At 60.2% G+C, this 14021-nt stretch carries 15 protein-coding genes; all 15 read left to right on the top strand.

What is annotated here, in order from left to right; genetic code table 11:
• The first annotated feature begins 223 nt into the window (after positions 1-223).
• On the top strand, positions 224-1258 hold the full coding sequence (gene argC, locus KUW18_RS05320; RefSeq protein ID WP_206942078.1) for an N-acetyl-gamma-glutamyl-phosphate reductase: 1035 nt from the start codon (positions 224-226) through the stop codon (positions 1256-1258).
• Between the two features lie 244 nt (positions 1259-1502).
• Positions 1503-1856 carry an iron-sulfur cluster insertion protein ErpA gene (gene erpA / locus KUW18_RS05315; RefSeq protein ID WP_206942076.1) on the top strand — a complete coding sequence of 118 codons (354 nt, stop codon included), beginning with the start codon at positions 1503-1505 and terminating at the stop codon, positions 1854-1856.
• A 242-nt stretch (positions 1857-2098) separates the two neighbouring features.
• Positions 2099-2854: a transporter substrate-binding domain-containing protein gene (locus KUW18_RS05310; RefSeq protein ID WP_206942074.1), complete on the top strand. Its 756-nt coding sequence runs from the start codon at positions 2099-2101 to the stop codon at positions 2852-2854.
• A gap of 224 nt (positions 2855-3078) precedes the next feature.
• A complete protein-coding gene (locus tag KUW18_RS05305; RefSeq protein ID WP_206942071.1) occupies positions 3079-3750 on the top strand; it encodes an amino acid ABC transporter permease in 672 nt (223 codons plus the stop codon).
• 11 nt (positions 3751-3761) lie between these two features.
• Positions 3762-4562, top strand: a complete 801-nt coding sequence (locus KUW18_RS05300) for an amino acid ABC transporter ATP-binding protein (RefSeq protein ID WP_261317389.1) — start codon at positions 3762-3764, stop codon at positions 4560-4562.
• A 527-nt stretch (positions 4563-5089) separates the two neighbouring features.
• Positions 5090-6985 carry a tRNA uridine-5-carboxymethylaminomethyl(34) synthesis enzyme MnmG gene (mnmG, locus tag KUW18_RS05295; protein ID WP_206942070.1) on the top strand — a complete coding sequence of 632 codons (1896 nt, stop codon included), beginning with the start codon at positions 5090-5092 and terminating at the stop codon, positions 6983-6985.
• Complete coding sequence (rsmG, locus tag KUW18_RS05290) at positions 6982-7650, top strand: 16S rRNA (guanine(527)-N(7))-methyltransferase RsmG (protein WP_222486902.1); 669 nt, start codon at positions 6982-6984, stop codon at positions 7648-7650. Before mnmG ends, rsmG begins: the two co-directional genes overlap by 4 nt.
• Before the next feature lie 76 nt (positions 7651-7726).
• Positions 7727-8497: a ParA family protein gene (locus tag KUW18_RS05285; protein ID WP_206942068.1), complete on the top strand. Its 771-nt coding sequence runs from the start codon at positions 7727-7729 to the stop codon at positions 8495-8497.
• A 53-nt stretch (positions 8498-8550) separates the two neighbouring features.
• Complete coding sequence (locus KUW18_RS05280; protein ID WP_206942067.1) at positions 8551-9474, top strand: ParB/RepB/Spo0J family partition protein; 924 nt, start codon at positions 8551-8553, stop codon at positions 9472-9474.
• 248 nt (positions 9475-9722) lie between these two features.
• Positions 9723-10109, top strand: coding sequence for a F0F1 ATP synthase subunit I (locus KUW18_RS05275; protein WP_206942066.1), 387 nt, complete (start codon positions 9723-9725; stop codon positions 10107-10109).
• 13 nt (positions 10110-10122) lie between these two features.
• The gene (gene atpB / locus KUW18_RS05270) at positions 10123-10986 is read left to right on the top strand and encodes a F0F1 ATP synthase subunit A (protein WP_206942065.1); all 864 of its coding nucleotides are present in this window, start codon (positions 10123-10125) and stop codon (positions 10984-10986) included.
• Positions 10987-11064: 78 nt separating this feature from the next.
• Positions 11065-11313: a F0F1 ATP synthase subunit C gene (atpE, locus tag KUW18_RS05265; protein ID WP_045992712.1), complete on the top strand. Its 249-nt coding sequence runs from the start codon at positions 11065-11067 to the stop codon at positions 11311-11313.
• A gap of 66 nt (positions 11314-11379) precedes the next feature.
• Complete coding sequence (locus KUW18_RS05260) at positions 11380-11850, top strand: F0F1 ATP synthase subunit B (protein ID WP_045992711.1); 471 nt, start codon at positions 11380-11382, stop codon at positions 11848-11850.
• Positions 11851-11861: 11 nt separating this feature from the next.
• Entirely contained in the window at positions 11862-12401 is a 540-nt protein-coding gene (locus tag KUW18_RS05255) for a F0F1 ATP synthase subunit delta (protein WP_206942064.1), read from the top strand.
• A 16-nt stretch (positions 12402-12417) separates the two neighbouring features.
• Entirely contained in the window at positions 12418-13962 is a 1545-nt protein-coding gene (gene atpA, locus KUW18_RS05250; RefSeq protein WP_206942062.1) for a F0F1 ATP synthase subunit alpha, read from the top strand.
• The last annotated feature ends 59 nt before the right edge of the window (positions 13963-14021 follow it).

The raw sequence follows: 14021 nt of genomic DNA, 5'->3' as shown, positions 1-14021 counted from the left end.
CGGGTCCCTGTCACACCCAAGTGGCCACGGCTCGAGTGAAGTGACTGTCTCTTGTGTATCATAGAACGGGACCCGGCACCCAGACGGCTGGCATGACTCGGCTCTGCCCCGGGGACCTCCCGAATGCGTCGGGGCCTTGGCGCCAGGCCGGTTATTGCGCCGGCAATGGGCTACTTATCGTTCAGGCAATGCGCTGATAGAGCAAAGTGCAAAGGAGCATCACGTGATCAAGGTTGGAATCGTCGGCGGTACCGGCTACACCGGTGTCGAACTGCTCAGACTGCTGGCTCGCCACCCTGGCGTCGAGGTGGATGCCATCACCTCACGCAGCGAAGCAGGTCTCGGCGTGGCCGAACTGTACCCCAACCTGCGCGGTCACTATGACGGACTGTGCTTTAGTGAACCTGACCCAGAGCGTCTCGCAGCCTGTGATGCGGTATTCTTCGCCACGCCCCACGGCGTTGCTCATGCGCTGGCGGGTGACCTTCTCGAGCGCGGCACTCGCGTTATCGACCTGTCAGCAGATTTTCGCCTGCGCGACGCTGCCGTGTGGGCCGAATGGTACGGCCAGCCTCATGGTGCTCCAGGACTGCTTGAAGAAGCCGTCTACGGCCTGCCGGAAGTCAATCGCGACCAGATCAAGCAAGCGCGGCTGATTGCTGTACCGGGTTGCTATCCTACCGCCGTACAGCTCGGCTTCCTGCCGCTGCTGGAAGCAGGGCTGATCGATCCTGAGCAGCTCATCGCCGACTGCAAGTCCGGGGTGACCGGTGCGGGCAGAGGCGCAAAGGTTCCCTCCCTGCTGGCCGAGGCGAGCGAATCCATGAAGGCCTACGGCGCTTCTGGTCATCGCCATTTACCTGAGATACGGCAGGGTCTTGGGGATGCCGCAGGCCAGGATGTTGCCCTGACCTTCGTGCCACACCTGACACCGATGATCCGTGGCATACATGCCACGCTCTACGGACAGCTCACCGGCGATCCTGGCGACCTTCAGCAGCGCTTCGAAGAGCGCTTCGCCAATGAACCCTTTGTCGATGTGATGCCCGCAGGCAGCCATCCGGAGACCCGCAGTGTCAAAGGCGCCAATCTCTGCCGTATCGCCGTCCATCGCCCTGGCAACGGCAATACGGTTGTCGTGCTCGCGGTCATCGATAACCTGGTCAAGGGGGCGTCGGGGCAGGCCATCCATGCGCTCAACCTGATGTTCGACTTTGATGAGACGGCGGGACTCGATGCCCCAGCCATCATGCCCTGACCGACGGAAATCCTGCCACGACGGTTTTCCGGGACAGACAGGTCACAACGGGAAGATGGCGCGATAGGTCGCGAGAGACATGAGAAGGAACACGCTGTCGTGCCGTCACGCTGGCGGCGCGGCGCTACCTCCTTGGAAAAGTTGACCCTTTTACTCTGGTTTAGGGATAATACCCGGTGTTGTTCGTCTTGGGCGCCTGACGCCTGGAATGACACTCCATGTGACCTGACCCCCGGAGCTCCTCATGAGCGGTGCCGAATCCTTTGTTCCTACTCCGTTGCTGCTGTCCGACAACGCACAGCGTCGTCTCAAGGCGCTGATGGCCGAGGACGGTGCCGAAAAGATCGCCCTGCGCGTGTATGTCACAGGTGGCGGCTGTTCGGGATTTCAATACGGCTTCGACGTCGCCGACAGCTTCAACGACGACGACACCGAAATCCCTTTCGGCAGCGTTTCGCTGGTGGTTGACCCGCTGTCCTACCAATACCTGGTGGGCTCGACCATTGACTACGAAGAGGGCCTGGCCGGGGCTCGCTTTCTGGTCCAGAACCCTAACGCCACCACGACCTGTGGCTGCGGTGCATCGTTCATGGTGTAACCCGCCGCAAGCCAGACATCTGACGCAGCCCAAGGGCTGCGTCATTCGTTGCAGGCAAGATATTCCCTAGAGTCTTCCCAAGACTCCCTTCAGACCCGGTTCCCTCGGCCTGGTCAATCCCCGGACATGGCCCTGGCAACACGCCCAGCGTTGGCCCAGCGGATTCTTCCCCAGCTTGACCCCCTCGCCGCAACTCGCCATGGTAGTTACGGATTTCACAATAACGTCAACTGGGGAAAACCATGAAAACCGCCCTTACCTCTGCCGCACTGGCCTCTGCCCTGATGACCTTCGGTATCATCGGTACCGCCCAGGCCGAGACCCTGAACGTGGCCACCGATCCCAGCTTCGTACCGTTCGAGATGATGGATCAGGAAACCGGCGAAATGGTCGGTTTCGATATGGATATCATCAAGGAACTGGCCGAGCGTGCCGGCTTCGACTACGAGCTGCGCACCATGGACTTCAACGGCATCATCCCAGCCGTCCAGACCGGCAATGTCGACATCGCGATTGCGGGCATCACCATCACCGATGAGCGCGCTGAAATCGTCGACTTTTCCGATGCCTACTATGATTCCGGTCTCAAGATTCTGGTCAGCGCCGACGAGGAAGGCGTGGCAGAGATTGGCGACCTCGCCGGAATGCGAATCGGCACCAAGATCGGCTCTACCAGCTACGACTTCCTGCAGGAAAACCTGGGCGAAGATGCCGAGATCACTCCGTATCCGGGTACTCCTGACATGTACATGGCCTTGCTGGGAGGTAGCGTCGATGCCGCCTTCTACGATGCGCCCAATGTCGGCTACTTCTCTCAGACTCGCGGCGAAGGCAAGGTCAAGGTCGTAGGCCCGCTCTATGAAGGCCAGCAATACGGCATTGTCTTCGTCAAGGGCAGCGAGTGGGTCGAGCCGGTCAACGAGGCGCTGGCAGCCATGAAGGAAGACGGCACCTACGACGAGATTCACACCAAGTGGTTCGGCGCTCCTAGCGAGTGACATAGACCCGCTTAACGCGGTGAAAGCACTGGCCAATTGCCCGCGACGGGGCTGCCCAGCGTCTAGGCAGTAACGTGATGGCGAGAGGACAGTGCTTTCCAGGGGCCGGAGCCATACCGGCCCTTTTCGATCCTGCCCGGACGTCACTTCGAGGCGCAGTCTCGACCCTCGCGTCAAGGCAAGCGGCCTTGTCCTGATCTCATAAGCATGACGGAGACCCACTCGTGGACGTCAATTTTCAATTCGACTGGTCGGCAGCCCTGTCCTCCATTCCTCAGCTGCTGACCGGCATCCCCTACACGCTGATGATCTCCTTCGGTGGTCTCGCCATCGGTTTTATCATCGGCATCATCTTTGGTCTGTTAAGAATCTCGCGACACGCATGGCTACGCATTCCCGCGGTGGCCTATATCGAGATCTTCCGTGGCACGCCCGTGCTGGTTCAGGTCCTGTTTATCTTTTACGGCCTGCCCAGCCTGCTGGGAGGCCCCATCGATGCCATTACCGCCGGTATTGCTGCCATCGCCGTCAACTCAGGCGCCTATATCTCGGAAATCGTGCGCGGAGGCGTTCAGTCCATCGAACGCGGCCAAGGCGAAGCGGGACTGTCTCTTGGCCTGTCACAGCGCCAGACCTTCCGCTACATCATCTGGCCACAGGCATTCAGACGCATGATCCCTGCTCTCGGCAACCAGGCCATCATCAGCATCAAGGACACCTCTCTGTTCGCGGTCATCGGTGTCGGAGAACTGGTACGTCAGGGCCAGATCTATATCGCGACGACCTTCACCGCACTGGAGGTCTATTTGATGGTGGCGCTCATGTATCTCGCCATCACCCTATCCTTGTCGTTTGCCCTGCGCATGCTTGAGCGCAAGGGCCTGGTGGGTCAGTGAGGAGCCGTCATATGGAAAATCACCGTCAGTCCCAAGCTTCTCAGTCTTCTGCTTCGACGCCCCAGGGCGAGCCCATCGTCCGCATTGGCAAGTTGAACAAGCACTTTGGCTCCCTGCACGTGCTCAAGAACATCGACCTTGAAGTGGCGCAGGGAGAAGTGGTCGTGATCATCGGCGCCAGTGGCTCCGGCAAGTCGACCTTGATTCGCTGCGTCAATGGCCTGGAAGAATTCCAGCAGGGCGAGCTGCGCGTCGATGGCAACGATCTCAAGCCCCATGGCAAGGCCAGTCGCGCCCTGCAGACGATCCGCACCGAAGTCGGCATGGTCTTCCAGCAATTCAATCTGTTTCCGCACTTAAGCGTCCGTGACAACGTCACTCTGGCGCCGATGAAAGTGCGCAACATGGCGCGAGATGCCGCTGAGGCGACGGCTGAGCGCTTGCTGGACAGGGTCGGGATCAAGGACCAGGCAAGCAAGTATCCGACACAGCTGTCAGGCGGCCAGCAACAGCGCGTCGCTCTGGCCCGAGCACTGGCCATGGAGCCGCGCCTGATGCTCTTCGACGAGCCCACCTCTGCACTCGATCCGGAGATGATCGGTGAGGTCCTGGACGCCATGCGTGAGCTCGCCAAGGAGGGCATGACCATGATGATCGTGACCCATGAGATGGGCTTCGCTCGCGAGGTCGCCGATCGGGTCATCTACATCCACAAGGGTGAAATCGTGGAGCAAGGCAAGCCTGAAGATATCTTCGACAACCCGCAAAATGAGCGTACCCAGAGCTTCCTGTCACGGGTACTCAAGCACTGACAACGCTTCCTGAAGCACTGAAAACGCCCTGTCGAGATATCGACAGGGCGTTTTTTTGGCTGTGGACAACTTTTTTGCGCATTCGCCGCTAACCCAGTCGTGGCGCCGACTACGAGGTATCCGCTGAAATGTTCACCGTCACGAGGACAACGCTGCCTGAGCACGGTGGATAACACGTGGACCCTCACGCTTGTGGGCAACCTCGGCTTTCATCCACAGCCTAAGAACATGGCGTCAAGAGCTGGTACGCCTCTTGTCCAACAATCGATCAACATTTCAAACCATTGTAACAATTAGGGTTTTATAGGTTTTCCACAAATTTTGTCCACACTAGTAGTTACTACCACTACAGAACTTCCTTTCTTATTCTTCTTATTTTTTTATAGGAGAAAAACCAAGTGAGGATCTGGCCGACGAGGGTGTGGAAAACCCTGACGTTTACCCACAGGAGGGTTTATACTGGCGGGCTAATTTTTGCATGACCCATCATTTCCGACGCTGGCGCGCTGCGCCGAACGAGGTGAACCTTGGAGTATCCCGACCGCTTTGACGTCATCGTCATCGGCGGTGGCCATGCTGGAACGGAAGCTGCCCTGGCCTCTGCCCGCATGGGTTGCCAGACCCTGCTGTTGACACACAACATCGAGACCCTTGGTCAAATGTCCTGCAATCCCGCTATTGGTGGGATCGGCAAGAGTCATTTGGTCAAGGAAATCGACGCTCTCGGCGGCGCCATGGGCTTGGCGACGGACCTGGGCGGTATCCAGTTCCGTGTGCTGAATGCACGCAAGGGACCCGCGGTGCGCGCCACTCGTGCTCAGGCCGATCGCGTGCGCTACAAGGCTGCGATTCGTGGAATGCTGGAAAATCAGCCGAATCTGACGCTGTTTCAGCAGGCTGCCGGTGATCTGATCGTCGAACAGGACACGGTACGTGGCGTGGTTACCGAAACCGGGCTGCGTTTCCTGTCAGACACCGTCGTGCTGTGCACCGGAACCTTCCTCGGAGGGGTCATTCACATCGGCTTGGACAACAGCCGCGGTGGCCGCGCTGGCGACCCGCCCTCCAACGCATTGGCAGAACGTCTTCGCGCTTTGCCCTTCCGGGTTGACCGACTCAAGACAGGGACACCACCGCGTATTGATGCCAAGAGCGTTGATTTCGCTCGACTCGAGGAACAGCCGGGTGATGCCCCAACGCCGGTGATGTCCTATCTCGGTTCGCGGGAGATGCATCCTCGTCAGGTCAGTTGCCACATTGCGCACACCAATGAGCGGACCCACGAGATCATCTTCAACAATCTCGATCGCTCGCCGATGTTTTCGGGAGTGATCGAGGGCGTCGGTCCTCGCTACTGCCCATCCATTGAAGACAAGGTCCACCGTTTCGCTGACAAGAACAGCCACCAGGTCTTCATTGAACCCGAAGGACTGGATACGCACGAGCTATACCCAAATGGTATTTCTACCTCGCTGCCCTTCGACGTCCAGCTCCAGGTGGTCCGTTCCATCGAGGGCCTCGAGCGTGCGCACATCACACGCCCGGGCTATGCCATCGAGTATGACTTCTTCGATCCGCGGGATCTGAAGCACTCGCTGGAAACCAAATTTATCCACAACCTGTTTTTTGCCGGCCAGATCAATGGCACCACCGGCTACGAAGAAGCCGGTGCCCAGGGGCTATTGGCAGGCTTGAACGCCGCCCGTCGGGCGAAATCCCTGGAAGCCTGGTGCCCGAGACGCGATGAAGCGTATCTGGGGGTGCTGGTGGATGACCTGATCACCATGGGCACCAAGGAGCCCTATCGCATGTTCACCTCCCGCGCCGAATACCGGCTGCTGCTGCGGGAAGACAATGCCGATATGCGATTGACCGAACACGGCCGTGAACTGGGACTGGTCGACGACGAGCGCTGGTCCCGTTTCAGCGAGAAGCGCGAGGCGGTAGAGCGGGAAAGTGCACGCTTGAAAGCCACTTGGGTTCAGCCTGGCAGCGATGCGGCGAAGTCGATCGAAAGCGTCACCGGCAAACCCCTTGGTCGCGAATACAGCCTGATGGATCTGCTCAAGCGTCCCGAGCTTGGATATGCCGATGTGGCGGGTGCCAAGGGAGATCCTGTCAGTGACGACACCGTGGCCGAACAGGTTCAGATTCAGGCCAAGTATCAAGGCTATATCGATCGTCAGCAGGACGAGATCGACAAGCTCAAGCGCCACGAATCCATGGCACTGCCGGCGGATCTCGATTATGCCCGCGTCGAAGGGTTGTCCCACGAGATTCGCCAGAAGCTGGCGGAAGCGCGGCCCGAGACCCTGGCTCAGGCCGGACGCATCAGTGGGGTGACCCCTGCTGCGGTGTCGATCCTGCTGATCCATCTCAAGAAGCGTCGGCTGCTGGATGATCAGAAAGTGGTGACAGGATGACAGCGTCCATCGATAGCGCGCTGGAGGGGCGTCTGCGCGCCCGCTTGGTCGAGGGTCTCAAGACCCTCGAGATTGCCGTCAGCCCCTACCAGGTCGATCATCTGGTCGCCCTGGTCGTCTTGTTGCACAAGTGGAATCGGGCCTATAACCTCACCGCGGTGCGAGACCCCCTGGAAATGGTGTCCCGCCATCTGTTGGACAGCGCTGCCGTGCTGCCCTGGGTCGAGGGGCCGCGGATCCTGGATGTCGGCGCTGGGCCCGGTCTTCCGGGGCTGGTACTGGCAATACTCAGACCTGATCTGGACATCAGTCTGCTCGACAGCAACGGCAAGAAGGTTCGCTTTCAGCGCCAGGCAGTGATGGAGCTGGGGTTGACCCGGGTGACCCCGATCCAGGCCCGAGTGGAGTCCTTTGCGCCGCCAGCGGGCGGTTACGACCAATTGATCTCCCGTGCCTTCGCCAGTCTCGAGGATTTCATCGGCATGACACGCAGCCTGCTGGCGCCTGGCGGCCAGTGGCTGGCCATGAAAGGACCGGCAGTAGATGGCGAGCTTGAGCGGCTGGATGATGATATTCGCGTGTTGTCACGTCATCCGTTGAGAGTGCCGTTCGCCGATGGGGGACGAGAACTGGTTATGCTGGAACCCGACGCCGGGGATCGCTAGGCTCAACCTTGGAACGACCTGTCGGGCCCAATTTGGCTGGCCTGCCACCCGAGAATTTCCACGCAAGGATGACGTCGTGACGAAAATCATCGCCTTGACCAACCAGAAGGGTGGGGTCGGCAAGACCACCTCTGCCGTCAATCTGGCCGCCAGCCTGGCGGCGCTCGACCGCCGGGTGCTGCTGGTCGATCTTGATCCCCAGGGGCACGCCACCATGGGCAGTGGCGTTGATAAGCATAGCCTCGAAGGCAGCGTGCTGGACGTCATCCTGGGCGACAAGCGCCCCGTGGAAGTCATCCTTGACTGCCCAGAGGCGGGCTATGCGCTGCTTCCGGGCAATGGTGATCTGACCGCTGCCGAGGTTGAGCTGCTGGACCGTGGAGAAGGGCGCGAGCGTGCCCTGGGCAAGGCATTGTCCGAGGTGGCAGGCGAGTATGACGTGGTCATGATCGACTGCCCGCCGTCATTGAACATGCTGACCGTCAATGCGTTGACGGCAGCGGACGGGGTACTGATTCCGCTGCAGTGTGAGTTCTATGCTCTCGAAGGGCTGTCGGCGCTGCTGGACACGGTTGAACAGATCAAGGACAGCGTGAATCCGGGGCTCGAAATCTATGGCATCCTGCGCACCATGTTCGACGCCCGCAATAGCTTGACGCGAGACGTCAGCAAGCAGCTGCGTGACTACTTCGGTGATGCCCTGCTGAAGACGACGATACCGCGTAACGTGCGGGTTGCCGAAGCGCCCAGTCATGGCCTGCCTGTCACCAAGTATGCGCGCTTTTCAAGGGGTAGCCAGGCCCACCGGGTACTTGCCAAGGAATTGATTCGCCGGTTGTCACTGTAGCCGCGCGGCGGGACGGTCGACTTTTCAAAGCGTGCTGTGATGAGGATGAATCGATGACACGCAAACGCGCCCTGGGACGGGGTTTGGACGCGCTGATCGGGGCGGGCGCCAGACGCCGTGAAAGCCTGGATCTTCCCGAGGTCGACGCTGAATTGATGGAAGCCGAGGATGGCGGCGCCGATGCTGTGGCGCCGGCCATGGCGGAAGAACGACTTGAACGCCTGCCGCTGGGTCAGCTCAGCCGAGGAAAGTATCAGCCCAGGCGCGATATTCAGCCTGAGGCGTTGGAGGAGCTGGCCGACTCGATCCGCGCCCAGGGCGTGATGCAGCCTATTGTCGTTCGCCCTATTGGCACCGATCGCTACGAGATCATTGCCGGTGAACGCCGCTGGCGTGCCTCGCAGTTGGCTGAGCTGGATGTGATTCCTGCGGTCATCCGCGACGTCTCCGACGAGGTGGCGCTGGCGCTGGCGCTGATCGAGAACATCCAGCGCGAGAACCTCAACCCGGTCGAAGAAGCGTTGGCGCTCAAGCGCCTGCTCGATGAATTCGAGTTGACCCAGCAGCAGGTGGCCGACGCCGTGGGGCGCTCCCGCGCCCAGGTCACCAACCTGTTGCGCCTGCTGACCCTGGATGGCGAAGTCCAGACCCTGCTCGAACGCGGCGACCTCGATATGGGACATGCCCGTGCGCTGCTGTCGCTGCCAGCCGCCAAGCAGCGCAAGGCGGCCCATGAAGTGGTCAACAAGGATCTGACCGTGCGTGCCACCGAAGCACTGGTGAAGCAACTGGCCAGCGGCAAGCCAAAGGCGGCCAAGGCAGCTCCACAGCAGGACGTGTCGCGGCTGGAGACGCGCCTGGCGGACCTGCTCGGTGCACCGGTCAAGATCAGTCACGGCAAGGCGGGCAAGGGCAAGGTGACGATCCAGTACTCCAGCCTGGATGAGCTGGATGGCATCCTCGAGCATATTCGCTGAAGAGAGCGGATAGGCGCGGCATAGGTGTGTGCGATTTCGCGCAGTAAACCACTTAGGTCGCTAACAACTTTAGCGACCAGTTCTCCGCATTTGGTCGTAAGCCAGCGCGAAGTGACGACAAATCGTTGCGTCTTTGGTTGAAGCCCCAAGGGGGCTTCCCTATAATCGCGCCGGAGTCTGTCGGTGGTCTGTCGCCGACAACACGATGAATACTGAATGCGCGCGATGCGGCGCGTCGGGAGAATCACTTGGCGGCCAGGATTCAACGACCCCAGGTGCAGCGTCTGCTGATGGTGCAGCTTGCCACCGTTGCGCTGATCAGCGCGGTTGCCGCTGTGACCAGCGGTGTGCCGGGGACATCCTCTGCGGCGCTGGGTGGGCTTGTGGCCTTTCTGCCCAACGTGTTCTTTGCCTGGTGTGTGTTCCGCACGCAAGGGGCGCGTCATTCAAAGATCATCGTCAACAATTTCTATCGTGCGGAAGCCGGCAAGTTCGGTTTGACGGCGGCGCTGTTCACTCTAGTGTTCATCGCAGTGCCTCCCTCAAACCCGACTTTTTTCTTTGGCGCTTATGTGGTGACGCTGTTCGTTCATTGGCTGGGGCCCTGGCTAGTGAAACGACCGTCGCACACCTGACAACGAGGCAGACATGGCAGGCACGAATCCGACCCCTACGGAATATATCCAGCACCACCTGCAGAACCTGACCTTCGGGCTGCATCCCGACAATGGCTGGTCCATCGCGCATTCCGCTCAGGAAGCGTCCGATATGGGCTTCTGGGCCGTTCACCTGGACACGCTGGGCTGGTCCGTGGGCCTGGGCCTGATCTTCCTGTGGCTGTTCAAGAAGGCCGCCAACACGGCGACCACCGGTGTGCCTGGCGCGCTGCAGAACTTTGTCGAGCTGATGGTCGAGTTCGTCGACAACTCGGTCAAGGACACCTTCCACGGCAAGAGCAAGCTGATCGCGCCACTGGCGCTGACGATCTTCTGCTGGGTGTTCCTGATGAACCTCATGGACCTGGTGCCGGTAGACTTCCTGCCGATGCTGGCGGCCAAGATTGGCGCCATGTTCGGAGCCGATCCTGCCCACGTCTACTTCAAGGTGGTGCCGACCACTGACGTCAATGCCACCCTGGGCATGGCGCTGTCGGTGTTTGGCCTGATCATCTTCTACACCATTCGCACCAAGGGCTTCTCCGGCTTCATTGGCGAGCTGACCCTGCACCCGTTCAACTCACCGAACAAGCTGGTTCAGGCGCTGTTCATCCCGGTTAACTTCCTGCTGGAGTTCGTGACCCTGCTGGCCAAGCCGATTTCCCTGGCCCTGCGACTGTTCGGCAACCTCTACGCCGGTGAGCTGATCTTCATCCTGATCGCCATGATTGGCCTGTGGCAGCTGCCGCTGCACTTCACCTGGGCGGTGTTCCACATTCTGGTCATCACCCTGCAGGCCTTCATCTTCATGATGCTGACCATCGTCTACATGAGCATGGCGGTGGAAAAGCACTGACGGTTTCGCATTACCCCTAACCCTTAACCCTAACCCACTGATAAACCTTAGTTTCAACTAAAAACTGGAGAGACCACCATGGAAGCACAAGTTCTGGGTATGACCGCCATCGCCGTGTCCCTGCTGATCGGCCTGGGTGCCCTCGGTACCGCTATCGGCTTCGGTATCCTCGGCGGCAAGTTCCTGGAAGGCGCTGCACGTCAGCCGGAAATGGTTCCGATGCTGCAGGTCAAGATGTTCATCGTCGCCGGCCTGCTGGACGCCGTGACCATGATCGGTGTGGGTATCGCGCTGTTCTTCACCTTCGCTAACCCGTTTGTCGGTTAATGTCCGACCGCTCGTCATGAGCCGTCGAACCCTTAACCCCAAACCCGTAACGCGAGAGGTGCTGGCGTGAACCTGAACCTTACCCTAGTCGGCCAGGCTATCGCCTTTGCGTTCTTCGTCTGGTTCTGCATGAAGTTTATTTGGCCGCCGGTCATGCAAGCTCTGCAGGAACGCCAGAAGAAGATCGCCGATGGCCTGGATGCTGCCAGCCGTGCGGCGCGGGATCTCGAAGTGGCCGAGAAAGAGGCCGACGAGACTCTGCGCAAGAGCAAGCAAGAGGCGGCCGAGATCCTGGAACAGGCCCAGAAACAGGCCAACCAGAAGCTCGAACAGGCACGCGAAGACGCCCGCCTCGAAGGCGAGCGCATGATTGCCAAGGCCAAGTCTGAAATCGAGCAGGAAGTGGCACGCGCGAAAGAAGATCTGCGCGCACAAGTGTCACGCCTGGCGGTGCTGGGCGCTGAGCGAATTCTGGAGTCCTCCATCGACGAGAAGCAGCACGCTGCCATCGTCGACAAACTCGCCAAAGAGCTCTGAGGAGGTGCCCCATGGCGGAAACGTCAACTATCGCTCGCCCATACGCCAAGGCTGCCTTTGAGCACGCCGTGGCCAAGGACGCGCTCGAGGACTGGTCCGGCATGCTGGCCCGCGTCGCGCAGGTCGTCAGCGATGACGACATGCGCGGCCGAGTGCTCGGCAACCCCAAGCTGTCCAGCGCACAGAAGGCTGATGTTGTCGTCGACGTCTGTGGTGACGCCGTCAATGACGACCTCAAGAACTTCGTTCGTCTGGTCGGCCAAAAGGGTCGCCTGACGGCGCTCGGCGCCATCGCCGAGCAGTTCGAGGTGCTCAAGGCCCAGCAGGAAAAGCGGGTCGAGGTGGAGATTGTCTCTGCCTTTCCGCTGGCCGAAGCCCAGGAACAATCGCTCGCGAGTGCACTGGCCAAGCGTCTGAACCGCGAAATCTCCATTACCACTCAGGTGGACAAGACGCTCCTGGGCGGCGTGATCCTGCGTGCCGGCGACACCGTCATTGACGGTTCGGTACGCGGTCGATTGAACCGCCTCCAGGAAGCCCTTTCCGCCTGAGTCTGAGGGACATGGCATGCAGCAACTGAATCCTTCCGAGATCAGCGACATCATCAAGCAGCGCATTGAGAAGCTTGACGTCGCATCCGAAGCCCGTAATCAGGGTACGATCGTCAGCGTGTCTGACGGTATCGTGCAGATTCACGGCCTCGCCGACGCAATGTTCGGTGAGATGATCGAATTCCCCGGCGGCATCTTCGGGATGACCCTGAACCTCGAGCGCGACAATGTCGGTGCCGTGGTCCTGGGTGATTACCTGCAGCTGGAAGAGGGCATGACTGCCCAGTGCACCGGCCGCATCCTCGAGGTGCCGGTGGGCCCCGAGCTGCGTGGTCGCGTGGTCGACGCCCTCGGTAACCCCATCGACGGCAAGGGCGACCTGGGCACCAAGGAAACCGACGCGGTCGAGAAGGTCGCGCCTGGCGTCATCACTCGTCAGTCCGTTGACGAGCCGATCCAGACCGGTTTCAAGTCCATCGACGCCATGGTGCCGATCGGCCGTGGTCAGCGTGAGCTGATCATCGGTGACCGCCAGATTGGTAAGTCGGCGATCGCCATCGATGCCATCATCAACCAGAAAGGCACTGGTGTTACCTGTGTCTACGTGGCTATCGGTCAGAAGCAGTCGACCATCGCCAACGTGGTGCGCAAGCTCGAAGAGCACGGCGCCATGGAGCACACCATCGTGGTTGCTGCCGGCGCCGCCGACCCGGCCCCGATGCAGTTCCTGGCCGCCTACTCCGGCTGCACCATGGGTGAGTACTTCCGTGACCGCGGCGAAGATGCCCTGATCGTCTATGATGACCTGTCCAAGCAGGCCGTGGCGTACCGCCAGGTGTCTCTGCTGCTGCGTCGTCCGCCGGGTCGTGAAGCCTTCCCTGGTGACGTCTTCTACCTCCACTCTCGCCTGCTCGAGCGTGCCGCTCGCGTGAACGCCGACTATGTCGAGAAGTTCACCAATGGTGAAGTGAAGGGCAAGACGGGCTCGCTGACCGCTCTGCCGATCATCGAGACCCAGGCCGGTGACGTGTCTGCGTTCGTTCCGACCAACGTGATCTCCATCACCGACGGTCAGATCTTCCTCGAGACCGACCTGTTCAACTCGGGTATCCGTCCGGCCATCAACGCTGGTCTGTCGGTATCTCGTGTGGGTGGTTCTGCTCAGACCAAGATCATCAAGAAGCTCGGCGGCAGCGTCCGTCTGGCGTTGGCCCAGTACCGCGAGCTCGCGGCCTTCTCCCAGTTCGCCTCCGACCTGGACGAAGCGACCCGTAAGCAGCTCGAGCACGGTCAGCGCGTCACTGAGCTGATGAAGCAGAAGCAGTACTCGCCGATGTCGGTTGCCGAGATGGCCATCTCTCTGTTTGCCGCCAACGAAGGCTTCCTCGATGATGTCGACGTCAACAAGGTGCTGGACTTCGAGCATGCGCTGCATGAGTACATGAAGTCCGAGCATGGCGCCTTGATCGACAAGATCAACGAGTCCGGCGACTACAACGACGAGATCAAGGACGGCCTGAAGCAAGGTCTCCAGAAGTTCAAGTCTTCTCAGAGCTGGTAAGCGCCCTCTGGCCCGCCTGACGGCGGGCCAGCTGGTCGAACAGGATTCTGAGGGTCACC

This window comes from Halomonas sp. DP5Y7-2, assembly GCF_019802025.1.
Lineage (GTDB): Bacteria > Pseudomonadota > Gammaproteobacteria > Pseudomonadales > Halomonadaceae > Halomonas > Halomonas litopenaei_A.
The sequence above is the reverse complement of the archived record's forward strand: the minus strand, read 5'-3'. Positions and strand labels throughout refer to the sequence as shown.